The organism is Salinibacter pepae (assembly GCF_947077775.1).
In the GTDB taxonomy this organism is placed as follows: domain Bacteria; phylum Bacteroidota; class Rhodothermia; order Rhodothermales; family Salinibacteraceae; genus Salinibacter; species Salinibacter pepae.
Window position 1 is genome coordinate 1,631,225 of sequence record NZ_CAMTTE010000001.1, and the last position, 17,969, is coordinate 1,649,193.

Annotated in this window: 13 protein-coding genes; 2 read left to right on the top strand and 11 right to left on the bottom strand. The window is 67.6% G+C overall.

What is annotated here, in order from left to right:
- Positions 1-57 precede the first annotated feature (57 nt).
- The 6 genes from fliD to OJA40_RS06810 all read right to left on the bottom strand — a co-directional run bounded on the left by fliD (position 58) and on the right by OJA40_RS06810 (position 10,477).
- The gene (gene fliD, locus OJA40_RS06785) at positions 58-1,527 is read right to left on the bottom strand and encodes a flagellar filament capping protein FliD (protein WP_263810180.1); all 1,470 of its coding nucleotides are present in this window, start codon (positions 1,525-1,527) and stop codon (positions 58-60) included.
- A gap of 45 nt (positions 1,528-1,572) precedes the next feature.
- The gene (locus OJA40_RS06790; RefSeq protein ID WP_263810182.1) at positions 1,573-1,887 is read right to left on the bottom strand and encodes a flagellar export chaperone FliS; all 315 of its coding nucleotides are present in this window, start codon (positions 1,885-1,887) and stop codon (positions 1,573-1,575) included.
- 405 nt (positions 1,888-2,292) lie between these two features.
- Positions 2,293-6,495, bottom strand: coding sequence for a PAS domain S-box protein (locus OJA40_RS06795; protein WP_263810183.1), 4,203 nt, complete (start codon positions 6,493-6,495; stop codon positions 2,293-2,295).
- 552 nt (positions 6,496-7,047) lie between these two features.
- The gene (locus OJA40_RS06800; protein ID WP_263810184.1) at positions 7,048-7,545 is read right to left on the bottom strand and encodes a hypothetical protein; all 498 of its coding nucleotides are present in this window, start codon (positions 7,543-7,545) and stop codon (positions 7,048-7,050) included.
- A gap of 329 nt (positions 7,546-7,874) precedes the next feature.
- Entirely contained in the window at positions 7,875-9,134 is a 1,260-nt protein-coding gene (locus tag OJA40_RS06805) for a flagellin N-terminal helical domain-containing protein (protein WP_263810185.1), read from the bottom strand.
- A 59-nt stretch (positions 9,135-9,193) separates the two neighbouring features.
- Positions 9,194-10,477 (bottom strand): flagellin N-terminal helical domain-containing protein, encoded by a 1,284-nt coding sequence (locus OJA40_RS06810; RefSeq protein ID WP_263810186.1) that lies wholly within the window; start codon positions 10,475-10,477, stop codon positions 9,194-9,196.
- A gap of 338 nt (positions 10,478-10,815) precedes the next feature.
- On the opposite strand from OJA40_RS06810, the gene OJA40_RS06815 reads away from it, so the two are divergent.
- Both OJA40_RS06815 and OJA40_RS06820 read left to right on the top strand, forming a co-directional pair.
- A complete protein-coding gene (locus OJA40_RS06815) occupies positions 10,816-11,673 on the top strand; it encodes a sulfotransferase domain-containing protein (RefSeq protein ID WP_208426629.1) in 858 nt (285 codons plus the stop codon).
- A gap of 90 nt (positions 11,674-11,763) precedes the next feature.
- Entirely contained in the window at positions 11,764-12,597 is an 834-nt protein-coding gene (locus tag OJA40_RS06820; protein ID WP_263810187.1) for a sulfotransferase domain-containing protein, read from the top strand.
- 247 nt (positions 12,598-12,844) lie between these two features.
- Here the strand turns inward: OJA40_RS06820 and OJA40_RS06825 are convergent, their stop codons facing one another.
- The 5 genes from OJA40_RS06825 to OJA40_RS06850 all read right to left on the bottom strand — a co-directional run bounded on the left by OJA40_RS06825 (position 12,845) and on the right by OJA40_RS06850 (position 17,961).
- The gene (locus tag OJA40_RS06825; RefSeq protein WP_263810188.1) at positions 12,845-13,849 is read right to left on the bottom strand and encodes an HDOD domain-containing protein; all 1,005 of its coding nucleotides are present in this window, start codon (positions 13,847-13,849) and stop codon (positions 12,845-12,847) included.
- A complete protein-coding gene (locus tag OJA40_RS15580; protein WP_279323289.1) occupies positions 13,821-14,882 on the bottom strand; it encodes a flagellin in 1,062 nt (353 codons plus the stop codon). Before OJA40_RS15580 ends, OJA40_RS06825 begins: the two co-directional genes overlap by 29 nt.
- Before the next feature lie 221 nt (positions 14,883-15,103).
- Positions 15,104-16,906 (bottom strand): flagellar hook-associated protein FlgK, encoded by a 1,803-nt coding sequence (gene flgK, locus OJA40_RS06840; protein ID WP_208427691.1) that lies wholly within the window; start codon positions 16,904-16,906, stop codon positions 15,104-15,106.
- A gap of 16 nt (positions 16,907-16,922) precedes the next feature.
- Complete coding sequence (locus OJA40_RS06845) at positions 16,923-17,459, bottom strand: flagellar protein FlgN (RefSeq protein ID WP_208427690.1); 537 nt, start codon at positions 17,457-17,459, stop codon at positions 16,923-16,925.
- Positions 17,449-17,961, bottom strand: coding sequence for a hypothetical protein (locus OJA40_RS06850; RefSeq protein WP_263810189.1), 513 nt, complete (start codon positions 17,959-17,961; stop codon positions 17,449-17,451). The genes OJA40_RS06845 and OJA40_RS06850 overlap by 11 nt, the downstream gene beginning before the upstream one ends.
- Between the last annotated feature and the right edge of the window lie 8 nt (positions 17,962-17,969).

The window sequence follows — 17,969 nt, forward strand, 5'->3', positions numbered from 1 at the left end:
GTGCTCGAAAACCCTGTGGTCGGGACGCTGACACAACGGCGTCAGTTGAGCAGGCTACTAACCAATGATCCGTTGCTGACTGGCAAGGGACCGAATGGTACTCTGTACCTGCGCGTACTGGTTTCGAAGCTGCTGCTCGCGGCGCTGGAGGCGCTCGTCAAGGCCATCGATCCGGTCGTCGATCCGGTCGATGCTGCTGTCGATGCTGTCCTGTCGGTCGTCCAGGAGTCCCCCGGCATCGGCGTACTGGTCCACGCGTTTCTCCATTCGCGTGGCGATCCCATCGGGGCCGGCAAAGAGGTCCTTCAGGGCACCTTGATTTTCACGCACGGCGGTACGAAGGGCATCTTCGTCGGTAAGTTTCAATGTCCCGTCCCGGTTGGCCTCTACCCCGATGTCCGCGAGGGTACTCAGCCCCTCCGGCTGGCCGTCCACCGGCCGGGTCGCGTCGGTGCGGAGCTGTCGACTCAACCGCCGGAAGGTGCTGTCATCGGCCAGCTCCCCTCGCTCCCCACTTTCGGGATTGGGGTTTGTTTTCTCGTTCAAGAAGGTAATCACCTCACTGACCCGATCGACGAAGTTCTCTACGACGCTCTGGGCGCCCTCCTCGTCCGCCGTGACCTCGAAGGACGACTCCGTCCCGTTGGCCTCCTCCAGGTTGATCGTCACCCCGTCCACCGCGTCGGTCACCTCGTTGCTGTTCCGGGTGAAGGTGAGGCCGTTCAGCTCGAACTCGCTCGTCAGCTTCGAGCTTGCCTCGCCGGTGCCCACCTCCGTAATCTCGCCCCCCTGCGTGTCGCTGGCGATCTGATCGGCGTTGACCTGCAGCTCCGAGAGCACGTTGTTCGACGAGTCGGAAAAGCTGAGCCGCCCCTGATACCCGGTCTGTTGGCTTCGGAGCGAGAGGCGCGCCGTGCCGCTCGTGGGGTTGATCACCGACGCGCTCGGGCGCTCGTCGTCCGAGAGGGTGCCGTCGTCGACGGCCGACTGGAACGCGCTGTCGACCGCAGACTGGATGTTGTTTAGCACCTCTTTGTTGGTGCCACTAAGATCAGCGGCGCTCACGTTTACCTGAACCGACGTCCGGTCGGTCCCCGAGTCGCTGGGCGTAGCGACCTCCACGTCGAAGGACTGGTCACTGTTGAAGGCATCAGAGAGGCCGGTGCCGTCGGCGTCGTACGTTTGCGAGACACGCCCGTCGGCCGAGGCGAGGCGGTTCACCGCGACCGAATAGCTGCCCGTGTTCGCGGTCTCGTCGGCCGAGACGTTGAACGCCTCCGTGCCCTTCTCCACGCTGGCGCTGCGGCCGTCGAAGGGGCTGGAAATCGAGTCAGTGAGCGTGCTGAGCTGGCTCTGGAGCGACGACAGCTTGCCGTCCAGGTCACTCACCACCGACTTCGTGTCCTGCTTTTGCTGGCGCTCGTTCTGCAGCTCCAGCTTTGGTTGCCGCTCGATTTGGAGCGTGCGCTGAATCAGCCGTTGGTACTGTGGGCTCAGGTTGGTTGCGGGCCCGACGGACGTTCCCATGAGGCGATGAGAGTCAGTTCGTGGATGAGCGAGTGCGCAACGCTGTTATGCAGGCTGCTGTTCGAGCACGCCCTCGCGCCACCCGTCGCGGAGCTCTTCGAGCAACCCGCGGATCATGTCGAGGTCGCCGGTGGCGCATTCGTTCAGGCAGAACTCGTAGATGCCGAGCAGGCGGTCGGCCAGCTCGCCGCCCTGCTCCATATTGAGCGCCTCGATCAGCTCCACGAGCACATCACGGAGCGTGTCCCGGTCTTCCTGGTGACACGCCTGGATGCCTGCCTCGTAGAGCTTGTCGATGAGCTTTTCGGGCGAGGCGGTCTGGACGGCCTGCTGCTGGTATTGCTGACGTGCGCTGTACATGAGGATGGATGCAAATTTGAGTCCAACGCGATCAAAATGGGGGACGACGGGTCGCCTCGTTTCCTCACGGGAAACGATTTCCGGCCCGGAGCGTCCTTCCGGGGCGGTGTCCCCGTCGTTCACTCCTGGTTATCGGAGCCCCGGGCAATCTTTTAAGGGCGCCCCGCGCCACACTCCCGTTTTGCCGTTCTGAACGGGGCCCCGGCCCCATCCTCCCAGCCTGGCCCGTTGACGACTCGTGCCGCAAGCCGCATGACCTCGCTCTGCTCAGCCCTCGCTGACGCTCCCAGCGCAGCCCACTGACTACTCGTGCCGCAAGCCGCATGACCTCGCTCTGCTCGGCCCTCGTTGACGCTCCCAGCGCAGCCCGGTGGAGGCGATCGACTCGGGCCCGAGCCTATGGGCCTACGCCTCCGCGTCGGCAGCATTCTCGGCCCGGGGCAGCCGCACGACGAACCGGCTCCCGTCGCCCTTCTCGGTGTCTACCTCAATGTCCCCGTCCATCTCTTCGGTTGCCTTCTGGGTAACGGCCAGCCCCACCCCGCTGCCCTCGTACGTCCGGCCGATGCCCTCCGACGCCTGGCGGAACGGTTCGAAGAGCTCCTCCGCGGCCTCGGGCTCCATCCCAATCCCGGTGTCCTCGACCGCCAGCACGGCCGCCCCGTCCTCCCGGTACGTTCGTACACGGACGCGCCCGCCCTCGTTGGTGTATTTGATCGCGTTGGAGAGAAGATTCTGGACCACGATCTGCACCCCTCCCTCGTCGGCCCGGGCCCGAACGGGCCCGTTCCCGGTCTCGACCTGGAGGCGAACCCCCTTGTCCGTGGCCTTCGGCTTTAGCTCCTCGGCCGTCCGGCGCGCCCGGGCCGCCAGGTCGACGGGCCGGCGGTCCAGCTCCATCTGCCCGGCCTCTAGCTTCGACAGGTTGAGCACCCCCTCCAGGGTGTCCAGGAGGCGCTTGCCCCCCTGCTCAATCAGGTGGGCCTTCTGCTCCAGCGAGCCGGCCGCCGCCGCGTCCAGGGCCCCCACCTCGGTCCCCAGGATCTCGGCAAACCCGATGATGGACGTGAGGGGCGTGCGGATTTCGTGGCTCATGTTGGCGAGGAACGCGGACTTCAGCCGCGCCGCCTTCCGGGCCTCGTCCCGGGCCTGCTCGGCGTCGGCCCGGGCCGCCTCCGCCCCCTCCTTCGCCGTCCGGAGCGCCTCCTCGCGGCGCAGGCGCTCGAGCACCAGGGCCGCGTACCCGCCCAGCACCTCCAGCAGGCGCAGGTTGAGCCGGTCGAAGTCGCCTTCGTCCGACGTGCCGGCAATGATCACGCCACGCCGGCCAATCGGCACCCCGGCCGCGGCCCGCAGGTCCCCGTAGTCGATGTCGTTCTCCAGCGCGGCGGTGTCGGGGACGACGACCGCCTCCCCGGCCTCCAGTGCACGCGCCGCAACGGTGTCGCCGTCGACCGGTTGCGGACTGGGCGTCGGCAGGTCGGCGTCGCCCTCGGCGGTGGTGTTTCGCGGGACGATCTCGCCGTCCTCGACGAACGCGGTGTGGCGGAACGGATACGTAAAAACGTCCTGGAGTACCCCGTGCACCTCCGCGGCCACCTCCTCGCGGGACCCGGCCCGGAGCAGCCGCCGGGTGGCCTCGTAGAGGGCCTCGATCTTTTCGGTGCGCCTGCGGAGCACCTGCTCCTGCCCCTTCTGCTCCGTGATGTCGTTGAGGTGAAACAGGGCCCCCTGCGCCGTGCCCTCGACGTCCTGCAGGGGCGCCCCACTCACCGACAGAATGCGGCGGGTCCCGTCCGGCCGTTCAATCGCGTGCTCGTAGCCGAAGACGGGCTCCCCGGTCCGGAGAACCCGCCGGAACGGAAGGTCCGCGTCCGGAATGGGGCGCCCGTCGACCGTCGTGATGCCCCATTCCGGGTCGTTGAAGGCGCGTTCGGTGGCCTCGGCCTCCTCAATCCCCATCACCTCTTTGGCCCGCTCGTTCACCCGGACGAAGGTGCCCGCCTCGTCCAGCAGCACAATGGCGGCCGGGCTCGTGGACAGCAGTTGGTCCAGCAGGTCCCGCTCCTGCCGGAGGCTGTTCTCCTGGTCCAGCCGGTCGAGGACGGCCGTCGCGTAGGTGCCAAGCACCTCGATCAGGCGAATGTCAAAGGCACTGATGGCGCCGGGATCGGGGGAGGCGACCGCGAAGGTGCCGTGTGCCCCCATCGGCACGACCACCACGGACCGGAGCGCCCCGTAGTCGTGCGGGTCTTCCACCTCGACGGCCTGCAGGTCGGAAATGGTGAGCGTGTCGCCGCTCCGGTACACCTCCGCCACCGCACTGTCCCCGTCGATGTCGAAGGGCGGGCGCTCGGGCATGAAGTCGCGGGTCGCCTCCGCCACGTGGGCCACCTCCAGGACGCCTTCTCGGGCAAACCGGACGGACACGCCCTGGTGGCCAAGGGCCTCCCGGATGATCTCGACGAGCACCGTGGCGATCTCGTCCGTGCTGCACGCCGTCAGCAGACGATCGGCCGTCTCGTAGAGGGCCTCCACTTTGTCCCGCCGCCCCCGGAGGGCCCGTTCGCGCTCCTTCTCGTCGGTGACGTCCCGGGAGACGGCCATGCCGGCGATCACCGTCCCGGCCTCGTCCCGAACCGGAAGGATTTGGACGCGGTAGTCGCCGTCCTGGTAGCTCGCTTCCAGGGCGTGCTTTTCCCCGTCCAGCGCACGGCGGTAATATTCGGCCTGCCGATCGGCGATGTCTTCGGGAAACAGGTCGTGGAGCGTGCGCCCGGTGACCTCCTCGGGGGAGAGCCCGACGTCGGCCAGCCCCTGCCCCCCGGCCGTCCGGAACGTCAGGTCCTCGTCGAACAGAAAGACGGCCCCGTCCGGAAAGTTGTCGACGAGGGTCTGGTACTGGCTCTTCGACGTCCGGAGGGCCTCCTGCCGCCGTCGACGGGCGGTAATGTCCTGAATCGTCCCCCGCACCCGCACCACCGCCCCGTCTTCGGACTGGGGCGCCCCGCGGGCGTGCACCCACCGGCGCGTTCCCTCGGGAAGGACCAGCCGGGCCTTCAGGTCGAACGGCGTGCCCTCCTCGACCGCGTTCTCGACGGCGGCCCGCACCGTTGGGCGGTCGTCCGGGTGGCAGGTGCGAAGGGCCTCGTCCAGACTGTCACTGGGACGGGCCGGCAGTGCCATCATTTGGCGGGCGTTCTCGGTCCAGCGCACCGTGTCGGCCCCCACGTCGTACTCCCACGCCCCGACGTCGGCAATCTCCTGGGCCCGCTCGAAGAGGTCGTTCTGGCGCTCCAGCTCGCGCTCGCGCCGCTTCCGTTCGGTGATGTCCTGCAGGGCCCCGGCCACCTTCACAATCTCCCCGTCCGCCTCGACCGGCGCCCCCACCGTGCGGACCCACCGGCGATTCCCCTCGGCCGTGATGATGCGATGCTCCACGTCGTAAGAGGCGCCCGCCTCCACACAGCGGTCGAAGGCATCCCGCACCCGCGACTGCGCGTCCGGGTGCACAAACTCGAACGCGGCGTCCAGGCTCAGCTCGGTGTCCGGGTCGAGCTCGTGGATCCGATACCCCTCGTCCGACCAGGCCACCTCTCCGGTGCGGAGGTCGGCCATCCACGCCCCCGTCAGCCGCTGGGCCTGCTCCAGAAGGCGTTGCTGCCGCCGGAGCGCCTGCTCGCGCTCCTGCTTCTCGGTCACATCCCGCTGGATGGACACCCAGTACTGCAGGGCGCCCGCCGCGTCGAACATCGGCGTCGTGGTCCAGCGGGCACTGTAGCGCTCCCCATCCTTCCGGTAGTTCACGGTTTCTCCCGTCCACGGCTCCTGGGCCGCCAGGGCCTGCTCGAGCGAGGCAATGACTTCGGGATCGGTCTCCGGGCCCCGAAGCAGCTGCGGCGTGCGGCCGATCAGTTCCGCCTCGGCGTACCCGGTCATCTCTTCGAACGCGCGGTTGACGTACGCGATGGTGCCGCCATCCGCGTCCTCTCCCGCCTCGCGGCCGGGGGCCTCAGTCACCACGACGCCGTCCGTGGTCTGCTCGACCGCCTCGGAGAGGATGCGCAGGGTGTGCTCCTGCTCCTTTCGTTCGGTGATGTCGAGCATGAAGCCGTTGAAGACGAGCGCCTCGCCTCCTGCTTCCGGCCGGCGCTCCAGCACCGAGGTGAGGAGCAGCCAGACCCGCTCCCCGTCGGGCCGGTCGAACGGCAGCTCCACCTGCTCCGGGCGCGCTCCGCTCCGGGCCGCCCGCACGCAGTGGTCGTGCCGGTCTCGGTACGCCTCCGGCACCCGAGCCAGGAACTGCGCTTCGAAGTCGTCCGCGTCCGGGGCCAGCCCGAGCAGCGCCTCCGCCCGCGCGCCGACGAACGCGTAGCGGCCCGCCCCGCCCGGCCCGACCCGGTATTGAAACTCGATGCCCGGGAGGCTCTGGGCCACCCCGCGGAGCCGGTCCGCCTCGGGGGTCCGGCGTGCCTGCTCCCCGGCGGCCTCGGCCCCTGCGGCCCCGAACCGGCGCCAGAGCCCGGCCCCCACCAGGCACACGGCGGCGCCGGCCAGAAACGAAAGGACGTACCCGAACACCAGCATGCCGGGAGAAAGCACACTCATCGGACGATGCCTCTGTGAAGTGGTGACGTGCCGGACGCGTGAAGGCGCATACCGTAGTGAATGTAAGCAAGAATTAGGCAAACGAAAATCACACCCGCCGGTGGGGGTCGGACGCTCCGGGTGCTGTCACGAGTCTGTAACAACGGCCTGTGCCACAGTGCAGAGTACGTGCCGTGCCTCGGAAATAGACGCCTTCCAGAAAAACAGCACGGTCCTCGCCCTCCGCGTGACTGAGCGCCCCTCCGACGACGACTCAAATCCTCTCGGTTCGGAGGGATGGACGCCGGGCCCCGGTGATGGCGTGGCGACCGGCCTGCTGACGACTCGACCGGCGCGGACGGGTAGAGGACCTGAGCGATGCCTCTCTCGGCCCCGTCGTTGCGGAATGAGATGAATTTTCTGGTCCAACCGGCCGCCCGCAACACGAGACCCACCGTCCCCAGTCCCACCTGACGCACCGTGCGTCGCAGGGCCGCTTATGTGCACCGGCACCCCGCGCAGCCCGCCCCCGACGAGCAGGCACGAGTGGGCTCCGGGGGCGCTCCAGATGGCCTACTCAATGAGGTCGCGCACCGCCGGCCCCGTAGCGTGGGCCTGGGCGCGCCGCGCCGTCTCGGCCTGGGCCTGCATCTGGAGCTTCGCGGCCCGGGCCTGCGCTCGCGCCCGATCGGCGCGGGAGAGACGGGGGCCCGTCGCGTCCAGCACGCTGTACTCGGGGGCGTCGTTTTCCCCAGACGGGGCCTCCTGCGGATCCGGGGCCGGCGCGTCATCCCGGGCCCCGTCACCCGTCGCCAGCTCGGCGGTCGTGGCCCCGAGGTCGTCGAGAGAATCGGACGGGATCCGCATCGGACCGTCGGGCCACGCCCCCGCGCTGGCCCGGCTCACGGGCCGCCCGTCGATGCCGGTGCGTGTGGGGCTGGAGGTGCTGCCCGTCGCGTGGGGGACGTGCACACGTGCTCCGCCGTCCGGGATTGACTCCGGGCCGGGGCCGAGCGGGAGGAGAAACGTCGTCGGGGCGACGGGACGGGGCGAGGCCGAAAAGACACGCATGGCGGGACCGGGGACCAGTGAAGAATGCAGAAACGAATGGGCACGCCGTGTGGATTCGGCTCGTCTTTTGTTATCGGAGGTGAGCGGGGGACTTTAAACGCCCCAAGAAGGCAAGAAGGGAGGCGCGCCTTTGAGGGAGGTGGGACCGGCGAGCACGGGTGCGGGCGGTTTCGTGATGGCGACCGCGGAGGCGTCCGGGATGTCACGGAAGCAAACGGGGCGGCCCGACACAACGGCCCAAGACAAAAAAGCACAGCCCCCGGCTGTAGGCCGGAGGCTGTGCACGGTCGAGGGCGCGAGCGTGAAGCCGAACGGATTCTCTAAGCAGATTACTGGAGGAGCGAGAGGACGCTCTGGCCCGCTGCGTTGGCCTGCGCCAGCTGCGCGGTCCCGGACTGCTGCTGCACCTGCAGCTTCGCGACCTGCGTCTGCTCGCGAGCAAAGTCCGCGTCCTCAATCCGGCTCTGCGCCGCGTTCAGGTTCGTCTGGCTCGTCTCCAGGTTCGACTCCTTGAACGAGAGCCGGTTCTGGCTCGCGCCCAGGTCACTGAGCTGGCTGGTCAACCCGTCGATGGCACTGTCCACGTCGTCGATGATGTTGCGGGCCTCGTCGGCGCTGCCGCCCTCCAGTCGGGTACCGATGTCTTGATTGTCCCGGACTTCCACCGTGAAGCTCTTCGTTTCACCAGAGCCGATTTGACCCGTCGTAATGTTCAAATTGCTGGCATCAAGTGCAATCTTATTGCTCCCGTCACTCGACAGGGTCAGTGTGTCGTTAGTGCCAGTAAACGTGCTTGTGGCACCAGTGCCCGCAAAGGTAGCCGTGGTGCCGGTGGCACTGAGCGTGAGGGTAGACCCATTCTTTTGTGCGTTAATCTCGAAGGTGCCGCCTTCGAGGTCTCCGGCTAGGTTCGTCCCAGATGAATCTAAGGTTTTAAACCCCCCTGTCGTGAGGGCCGTGACGGCACTCGACGTGCTGGAGAAATCCCCAGCATTCACGTTCTGGCCAGCGTTGTCTCCGGTGTTGGACGTTGCATCTAAGTTACTCGCCACCCCGAGGTCCTGGGCGGTGGAGTTGGCGATATTGACGTCGAAGGTCTGGTCGCTCTCCGACCCGGTCTGGAACGTCAGCCCGACGGAGTTGCTGCTGTCCCCCGACGTCCCGCCCTTGATCAACTGGTCGCCGTTGAACGTCGTGTTCTCGGCAATGTCGTTGACCTCCCCCACCAGCTCCTGCAGCTCCCCCGCAATCGCGTCCCGCTCGTTCTGCGACAGGCTGCCGTTGGCCGCCTGCGTGGCCTTCTCCCGGGCGGACTGCAAAATGCCAAGCTGGGAGTCGAGCGCCCCCTCCGCCGTGCTGAGCGTGCTCTTCGCGTCCCCGATGTTGCGGAGCGCCTGCTGCTGAGACCCGGTCCGCGCTTCCAACTGGGCCGCAATCTCAAAGCCGGCGGCGTCGTCGGAGGCACTGTTGATGCGCAGCCCCGTCGAGAGCCGCTCTCGGCGCGTGGCCAGCTCCTCACTGGTGTCCGACAGGTTCTGGAAGGCCTGCTGGGACTGAATGTTGGTGTTGATCTGCGAAAAACTGCTCATGGGTCTCGGCTATCTGTTCTGAACGGTTCGATTATTGACCTGGGCCTTCTCCAAGCGGATTACTGGAGGAGCGAGAGGACGCTCTGGCCCGCCGCGTTGGCCTGCGCCAGCTGCGCGGTCCCGGACTGCTGCTGCACCTGCAGCTTCGCGACCTGCGTCTGCTCGCGAGCAAAGTCCGCGTCCTCAATCCGGCTCTGCGCCGCGTTCAGGTTCGTCTGGCTCGTCTCCAGGTTCGACTCCTTGAACGAGAGCCGGTTCTGGCTCGCGCCCAGGTCACTGAGCTGGCTGGTCAACCCGTCGATGGCACTGTCCACGTCGTCGATGATGTCGCGGGCCTCGCCGGCACCGGCGTTCTGTAGCCGGGTGCCGATGTCCAGCTCGTCGCGGACCTCCACGGTGAAGCTTTTCGCCTCGCCGCCGTTTTCGAGACTATCCGTTGCGATGCTGATATTGCTCCCCGTCACCGAAATAGTCGCGGACGTACCGCCAGTGGTGCTTGAAAGCGTCAGCGTCTCAGAGCTGGTGCCATTGAATATCGTTTCTCCTCCACTCGTAGTAGTCCCGGTGATTGTTGTGGAATTGCCATTGGCACTGAGCTTAATCGAATCGGTCGCAGTTTGCTCGACCGACACGTCAAACTCACCGCCTTTGAGGTTGTTGACGAGACTTGTCTGTGCGCTGCCATTCGTAATATTGACATTTCCTTCAACTCCAGACACAGCAGTCTCAGCGAAGTCTCCTGCGTTGACGAGCTGCCCACCTCCACTATCTACTGATGTCGACGCGTCGACATCCGTCTGCCGGATCCCGAGGTCTTCGGCGGTGGAGTTGGCGATATTGACATCGAAGGTCTGGTCGCTCTCCGACCCGGTCTGGAACGTCAGCCCGACGGAGTTGCTGCTGTCCCCCGACGTCCCGCCCTTGATCAACTGGTCGCCGTTGAACGTCGTGTTCTCGGCAATGTCGTTGACCTCTCCCACCAGCTCCTGCAGCTCCCCGGCGATCGCGTCCCGCTCGTTCTGCGACAGGCTCCCGTTGGCCGCCTGCGTGGCCTTCTCCCGGGCGGACTGCAAAATGCCAAGCTGAGAGTCGAGCGCCCCCTCCGCCGTGCTGAGCGTGCTCTTCGCGTCCCCGATGTTGCGGAGCGCCTGCTGCTGAGACCCGGTCCGCGCTTCCAACTGGGCCGCAATCTCAAAGCCGGCGGCGTCGTCGGAGGCGCTGTTGATGCGCAGCCCCGTCGAGAGCCGCTCCCGGCGCGTGGCCAGCTCCTCACTGGTGTCCGACAGGTTCTGGAAGGCCTGCTGGGACTGAATGTTGGTGTTGATCTGCGAAAAACTGCTCATGGGTCTCGGCTGGGTTGATGTAGAGGATCTCAGTGAGCGTGCGTGGCAGGTGCGTCCGGGCATCGGTCCGCCGCCCGGCGTCGTGCATCGGCTCACCCCCGGTTATCGGACACGGACCGGGGTTTTTAAATCAGCTCGGCCCGGCCCGCCGACGGCTTTGTTCTGTGCAGTATTCTCGAGGGGCGGCCGTCCGTGAGAAAAAATGGTGGGGAAGCTGGCTCAGTGTTTGCTCCGAATTGACGTTGCACACGCGGGCGCTCGTGCATCGTGCTTTCGCGTGCGGACATCTCGGCCCGCCGGTTCTCGTTCTGCTTTGTCTCACTTTCACCGGCTGTTCCATGCAATTTGTCGTCAGCTACCCCAAAAGCGGCAACACGTGGGTTCGCCTCGTGGCCGCCGCGTACACGCTCTCCGACGACGTGCTGATGGAATCCCTGCGGTCTCCCAGCGCGTCGGCCGACCTTCCCGCCTCCCTTCAGTATACCGACGTGGAGCGGTACCAGTACCAGACCATCTGCCCCTTCCCGATCGACGACATCAATTTTCCGACGGAGGTGCGGTTGCGCCCCGCCGCCATGCTCGTGCTCAACCGGGAGAAGAGCCTCACCACGAGCCAGCGCCCGGCCCTCATCAAGAGCCATCACATCAACGGGGAGGTCAACAACATCAATCTCTGGAATGGGGGATGGGCCGAGCACGTCGTCAACCCCGTCCGCGACCCTCGCGAGATCTGCTGCTCGTTCGCCGCGCACCGCGAGATGAGCTACATGGAGACGGCCGAGCTCATGAACGACTCCACGGCCCGGATGGGCGAAGACGGGGCGCGCGTTCACAGTCTTCTTACCACCTGGAGCACCCACGTCCGCAGCTGGCTCGAGGAAGAGACGATTCCCGTCCACACCGTGCGCTACGAGGACCTGCAGGCCGACCCGGTCGGCGAGTTCTACGACATCCTGGACTTTCTGGAGGTGGAGGACCTGACGGAGGAGCGGGTGGAGGACGCCGTCGAGCGGACCCGCTTCGACCGGATGCAGGAAATGGAGGCGGAGCACGGCTTCCACGAGACCACCGCGGACCAGGAGCAGTTCTTCCGCTCCGGGCAGACGGCCGGCTGGACGGACGAACTCCCGACCGACGTGGCCCGCAAGATTGAGGCGGACCACGGGCCGACGATGGAGCGACTCGACTACCTGTAGCCGGTCGCTTCCCCACTTCGGCCCGGAGAGGAACCGAACGATTTTCCGGTCCTCCCTACGCAGCTTTTACGATCACGACCGCCCCTTCCCATGCAGTTTGTCGCCAGCTACCCCAAGAGCGGAAACACCTGGATTCGCCTCGTCGCCGCCGCGTACTCGTTGCAAAACGTCACCGCCGAAGACTTCATGCGGTTCAACGAGGACGACGAGTCCCGCATCAGCAACGTGATCCGGTTTGGGGACGGGACCAAGTACTACTACCAGGCGGTCAGCCCCTACCCCATCAAGGCCCTTGACTTTTCGGCGCAGGCCCGTCTCCGGCCGGCCGCCATGCTCAAGCTCGAACACGAGCTGTCGGAGACGACGACCCAGCGTCCCATTCTGGTGAAGAGCCACCATCTCAACGGCGACGTGGACGGCGTCAACCTCTGGAATCCGGCGTGGACCGACCGGGTCGTGAATCCGGTCCGCGACCCGCGGGAGGTCTGCTGTTCATTCGCCGCGCACATGGGAAACAGCCTGGAGAAGACCGCCGAGCAGATGAACGAGGAGAAGTTCACCATTGGGGGCGGGGAGAACCTCTTTCACCTGCTCGGCACCTGGTCGCAGCATGTCCGGGGGTGGCTCAGCGCCGACGAGACCCCCGTCCACACCGTGCGCTACGAGGACATGAAGGCCAACCCCGTCGGGGAGTTCTACGACATCTTGGACTTTCTGAACGCGCCCGACCTGACCGTCGAACGGGTGGAAAAGGCCGTCGAGAAAACGCGATTCGACCGGCTCAAACAGAAAGAAAACGAGCACGAGTTTCCCGAGTCCACCAAGCACCAGGACAACTTTTTCCGCTCCGGCAAGACGGACGGCTGGAAGGAGAGCTTCCGGTCCGGCTCGTCCGCAAGATCGAAAAGGACCACGGCGACATGATGAACGCGCTGGGCTACGGGTATCTGTAGTGGACCCGACGGGCCGGCCGGCTTTCCGGAGGCCGGCGACAAACAGGTGTTCCGCTCCGGAGAGACCGAAGAGTGGAAGGGGGAGGTGCCGGTCGGGGTCGCCCGCACGATCGAAGAGGACCATGGCACGGTGATGGAGGCCCTCGGCTACCTGTAGTTCTGTCTGGGGGGCCTCAACGAGGGCGGCGCTCCCTACGGTCCCTCTTCGGCGCGGCCCCCTACGCCGCGAGGGGCGTGCCGGACGGCCGGTCCGGCGCCTCCGCGTCCGACGTGCCCACGAAGAAGTCGGTAAAGAGCATCACCATCTCCTTCTTCGCCCGCAGCCGGTCCATGAGGTCCGGGGGCGGGCCGTCGGCCTCGGGGGCGGGGTTCCAGTGCCGCCACACCGGCCGGGCGGCGCACGCGGCCCAGTCGATCGGCTCCGCCGTGGGCGCCACGCCGGCGAGGGGCGCCCCCATCGCCTTCGCGGCGAGGTTGGCCGCCCGGACGGCCCGCAGCGTGCGCCGCGGCGCGTCGCCCGTCTCGGAACGGGGCGGGTGGTGGTGGCGGATCACGTCGACGAGCGTCTGGGGAAAGTTCAACTCCAGGGCGGCGTAGGCCCCGGCCTGGCCGTGGTCGCACCCGAAGACGAACCGCTCCAGGGTGCGGTCGTCCGTCTCCTGGAGGTGCTCCGCAAACCGCTTCTCCTCGTAGAGCGCGGCGGCCTTTTCAGGGTAGTTGTAGAACAGGACCAGCTTGCCGAAGTCGTGGAGCAGCCCCTCCGCGAAGCCCTCCCCCTGGGTGACGTCCGACTCCGGGGCCGGGCCGTCGTCGGCCGGCGACAGCGGGCCCAGCAGGCTGCTCGCGAGGAAGCCCGTCGCCTCGCTGTGTCGGATGAACCGGTGGAAGCAGGCCTCCACGGGCCCGTCGGCCAGCTCGTCCATCCGCAGCATGCCGAGGCTCACGACCGAGCCCGCGGCGGTGGTGGTGCCCATCATGCGGATCGCCCGCCCCACGTCCGAGATGGAGCGGCGGAGGCCGTAGTAGGCGGAGTTGATCTGTTTGAGCAGCCGCGCGGTGGCGGCCGGGTCGTGCTGCACGATCTCGGTCAGGTCCTCCGGGTCGGTAAAGCCCGGCTCGTGGAGGAGCTCCAGGACACTGGGGAGCGTGCGCGGGAACGGCGGCACACGCAGGTCGAGGTCGCGCAGGGCCGCGTCAGGCGTTTGGGACGGGTCGGTGCTCATCGGACTGGGGCGCCGGGGCGCGGGCCGCAGGAAGGGGCGGGCCGCGGGGCCGGCTCGGGTTCAGGGGTCGTGCTAGAGGAAGTTCACGAGGGACGTTTGCCGTGTGGAGGAGGTGGCCTGGAAGGCCGCCTGCAACTGGGTCTGCCGCTGCTGGAGCTCCGAGATGGCGGTGGCGAGGTCCGTGTCTTCGGCGTCGGAGCGCCGCTCGTTGGCCTCCAACGACGCCGCCTCCACCTGCTCCTGGGCCGTGGTGAGGCGCCGCCCAATCGCGCCCGCCTCCGAGCCCTTCGAAATCACGTGGTCGAGCGCGTCCTCCACCTCGCCGAGGGCCGTGCTGATGTCCGGGTCCGGCGGCCCGCTCGGGGGCATTGTCGGCCGGGTCCACGGCCTTGATCAGGTTGTCGAGGGCGCCGGTGATGGTCTTCGGGTCCCCGCCGGCCGTGGTGCCGTACTGGGCGAGCGCCTTGCCGTCGACGTTGACCGTCAGGTCCTGGTTTTTCCCGATCGGCCGGGTGCGGTCGCCGTCGAGGGCATCGAGGGCCCCGTTGATGGGGGCGTCGCTGTTGACATCACCGTCCTCGTTGAACGGCTGCGTGTCGGTGCGATTGCCGGCGAAGATGTACTCCCCGTCCTGCGTGCTATTCATCCGGTCCACGACCTCGTCCTTGATGGAGCGCAGCTCGTCGGCGATGGCCCTCCGGTCGTCATCGCTGCGGGTGTCGCCGGCGGCCCGGACGCCGTCCTCGCGGGCCGTGGTGAAGAGGTCGGCCAGGCCGTCGAGCTCCTGCTGGGTGCGGTCGACGAACGTGCGGGCGCTGGCGATCGACTCCTCGCGCCGCGCCAGCTTGTTGCCGAGCGTCTTCATCCGCTCGGCCGTGGCGAACGAGGCGGGGTCGTCCGAGGGGCGGTTGATCCGCGTCCCCGAGCTGATCTGCTCGCGGAGGCGGCTGATGTCGCGCTGCAGGCGGGGCACCTCGTCGGAAATCACGCCGGAGTAGACACTTGAATTGGTGGCGATGCTAACGTTGGCCATGGCGGCGGTTCACGTTGAGCGTTTCGGGTTGTGGGTTTTGGGTTTCGGGTTTTGGGTTGTGGGTTGGGAGGTGGAGCGTTGGGGGGTTTGGGTGGGGGGTGAGAAAGAAGGACTCTCTGCTCCGCTCCCTCCACGCTTCTCCCCTCCCACTGTCCTCTTCACGCGTCGTGCATCCCGGCCCACGCATCCCGGCCCACGCATCCCGTGTCACACATCACGTATCACCTGGCAATGGAGAGCAGCGTACTGGAGACCTCCCGGGCCGTCGTGAGGACCTGGGCGGACGCCGCGAACTGCTGCTGCTGCTCGATCAGGCTGCTCAGCTGCTGGTCCACCGACACGCCGGACACGTCTTCGATCTGGGCCTGGACGCGCTCCCCCACGGCGGCCTGCGCCTCCTCCTTGGCGGCGGCCTCCTGCACCTGCGTGCCGACGTTGGCGGCCAGGTCGGTCGCGCCCGTGGTCAGGTCCGACGCGCGGTCGGCGATGGTCTGGGCCGGGCCGGTGTCGCCGGGGAGGGAATTGTCCACCGTTACCGAAAACTCCTTGGGGCCCGAGGCGGAAGTAACGTCCCCGTCCGCGAAGGCGGTGCCCACGTCGAGCTTCAGTGTATTGCCGCTTCCGTCGTCCTCCAGCGTGATCGTGGTGCCGTCGGAGCTGACGTCGACCCCGGTCTGGGCACTGGTCGACCCGTCGGGGCGATCGATCGTGAAGTCGAGCTCACCGGCGGTGGCGTTGTTTTTCACAGTGACCTCGAACGTGCCCCCCGCTACGTCTCCCGGGAGGTTTCCGTCGGGGGAGATCGACGAGGCCTCGACCGTACTGGCGCTGCCGTCGGGGCCGACGGTGAGTCGGGGCTCGATGGTGCCCGCGCCGCTGCTGTCGCCAAAGTCGCCCTGGCCGATGGTGACGGCCGTCTGCTTCCCCCCCGGCGTGCCGAGGGCCGGCGTCGCCACGGCCGCGATGTCCTTGGGGCCGGTGGCCGCGATCTCGATGTTGCCCGCCGTGTTCTCCGACGAGGGTCCGGACTTGTCGACGAAGAAGTTCTCCCCCGTGTCGCCGTTCTGGTCGGCCCCCTTCCGGTGGGCCGCATTTACCTCCTTCACCACGTCGTCGGCGAGGGTATTCAGCTTGCCCTGCACGCCGGGCAGGGTGTCGTTCAGGAGGCGCGCCTGCGCCCCGATTTCCCCGCCGCCCTCCGCACCCGGTGTAAACGCCACGCCCGTCTTTCCAAACTCGACGGCCGGGGTGTCCCCGGACTGATCGACGCTCAGGGTCGTCGCCTCGGTGCCCTGCACCACCGTCATGCCGTCCACGGTGAGCGTATAGCCGTCCGACCGGTTCTCCTGGGCCTCCACCGGGAGCAGCTTCGACAGTTCCTTGACGGTCTGGTCCCGCTGGTCCTCCGCGGCGTAGTCGGGCGAGCCGCCGGCCCGGGCATTTTCGATCTGTTCGTTCAGGGAGGCGACCTTATCGAGCAGCCCGTTGGCCTCCTCCACGTTGCCGGCCAGCGCGTTCTCGGTGTTCGTCGTGAGCTCCCCCAGGCGCTGGTCGAGGCGGCCGAACGTGTCGGTCAGCTGGCGGGCCCGGCCCAGGACGGACTCGCGCGCCCCCTGGTTGTCCGGGTTGTTGGCGAGGGTGCTAAAGCCGTCGGCGAGCCCCTCCAGCGAGGCGGACAGGCTCGCGTCCGTGTCGGTGGCGAGGGCCCCCTCCAGCACGCCCAGCACGCGGCCCTCCTCCCGGGCGGCGCTCTCGCTGCTCCGGGCCTCGTTCCGGGCGGCCACGAGCATGCCGTCCCGCACCCGTTCGAACTGTTCGACCCCCACGCCGCTGGAGGTGACGTCCTGGGCCCCGTTCGAGGCGTACAGGCCCGTCGCGGCGACGCTGCGGGAGCTGAGGCTCACGCGGCGCCGGCGGTAGCCCTCCGACTCGGCATTGGCGATGTTTTGGCTGGTCGCGTCGATCTTCTCGCCGACGGCGCGCAGCGACGTGCTTCCAATGTCGAACAGCGAGTTGACACTCACGGGACGCGGTCGGGGCCTATCCAACAGTATTGACGAGAGAATGCTCGCCGCCCCCGGACTCGGCCGTCCCGTCGGCGGTGTAGGTGCGGCGGTCGGTGTCGACCGCGGCCTGCTGCACGGCGGCCAGCAGTTCGTGGTTGAGGCCGGCGGCGTGTTCCAGCGCGAACTGAAGCGTGTCGTTGGTCCGCTGGGCCGACTCGGCCCGCTCCAGCACGGCGGCCCGCGCCTCGGCCAGCCGCGTGCTCGCCTCCGCGGAGGGGGCCCGTTGCTCCAGCCCCTCGATCAGGGTCTCGAGGGACGGGGCGTCCGCCTCCAGCTCCAGCATCCGGACGAGGAGGCGGGCCTGCCGCCGGTACGTCCGGCGCAGGTCCTCGATCGTGTCCGTGCAGTCCTGGGCCTTCGTTGCGAGGGGGCCCAGCGCGTCGGCCTCCCCGTTCCGGAGGGCGTCCAGCTGCTGCTCGAACAGGGCCTCCAGCCTTTCGAACGCGTCGGCTTTTTCGCCAAGGGTTTCAACCAGTTTATCGACGACCGGCGTGAGGCGTTTAAACGACATGGTCAATCTGGGGGCGATCCGTAGGCGTTGAGGGGGCGGCCGGAGCGGGGAGCGGGTCCACGAACTTCGGGATGGCGTCCTCCGGGGCCGCCGGCGCGGGGGCGTCTTTTTGCGGGGCGTTTTCTTGCGGGGCCTCCTCCGCCTCCGCGGTCGCGTCCGTGCCCCAGCTCCGCATGAGCGTCTCCGAAATCTGGAGGTTGTCTCCCTCCGCAATCTTCTTAGAGATCATGCCGGTCAGGACCCGGCGCTGCCGGTCGCGCTGGCTGCCCATCCAGTTCTTGTCGCCGTCCCCCGCGAGGGACGAGGAGTACATGCCCTCGGTCATCACGTCGACGAACTGGCGGACCAGCACCTTTTCGAACTGCTCCGCCGCCTCTTTGGGCGTCTCGGGGGGGGCGCCGCCCGTCAGGCCCGTGCCCAGCCCCCCCGAGGACGGCGGGGACGCGCGGCGCTGGACGGCCCGGGCGGCCTGTTCGGAACTGGCAAACGCAACGGAGGACATGGGGAACG

Coding starts and splice junctions, on each gene's coding strand:
- fliD (WP_263810180.1), bottom strand. CDS start 1,527: ATGGGAACGTCCGTCGGGCCCGCAACCAACCTGAGCCCACAGTACCAA.
- OJA40_RS06790 (WP_263810182.1), bottom strand. CDS start 1,887: ATGTACAGCGCACGTCAGCAATACCAGCAGCAGGCCGTCCAGACCGCC.
- OJA40_RS06795 (WP_263810183.1), bottom strand. CDS start 6,495: ATGAGTGTGCTTTCTCCCGGCATGCTGGTGTTCGGGTACGTCCTTTCG.
- OJA40_RS06800 (WP_263810184.1), bottom strand. CDS start 7,545: ATGCGTGTCTTTTCGGCCTCGCCCCGTCCCGTCGCCCCGACGACGTTT.
- OJA40_RS06805 (WP_263810185.1), bottom strand. CDS start 9,134: ATGAGCAGTTTTTCGCAGATCAACACCAACATTCAGTCCCAGCAGGCC.
- OJA40_RS06810 (WP_263810186.1), bottom strand. CDS start 10,477: ATGAGCAGTTTTTCGCAGATCAACACCAACATTCAGTCCCAGCAGGCC.
- OJA40_RS06815 (WP_208426629.1), top strand. CDS start 10,816: ATGCAATTTGTCGTCAGCTACCCCAAAAGCGGCAACACGTGGGTTCGC.
- OJA40_RS06820 (WP_263810187.1), top strand. CDS start 11,764: ATGCAGTTTGTCGCCAGCTACCCCAAGAGCGGAAACACCTGGATTCGC.
- OJA40_RS06825 (WP_263810188.1), bottom strand. CDS start 13,849: ATGAGCACCGACCCGTCCCAAACGCCTGACGCGGCCCTGCGCGACCTC.
- OJA40_RS15580 (WP_279323289.1), bottom strand. CDS start 14,882: ATGGCCAACGTTAGCATCGCCACCAATTCAAGTGTCTACTCCGGCGTG.
- OJA40_RS06845 (WP_208427690.1), bottom strand. CDS start 17,459: ATGTCGTTTAAACGCCTCACGCCGGTCGTCGATAAACTGGTTGAAACC.
- OJA40_RS06850 (WP_263810189.1), bottom strand. CDS start 17,961: ATGTCCTCCGTTGCGTTTGCCAGTTCCGAACAGGCCGCCCGGGCCGTC.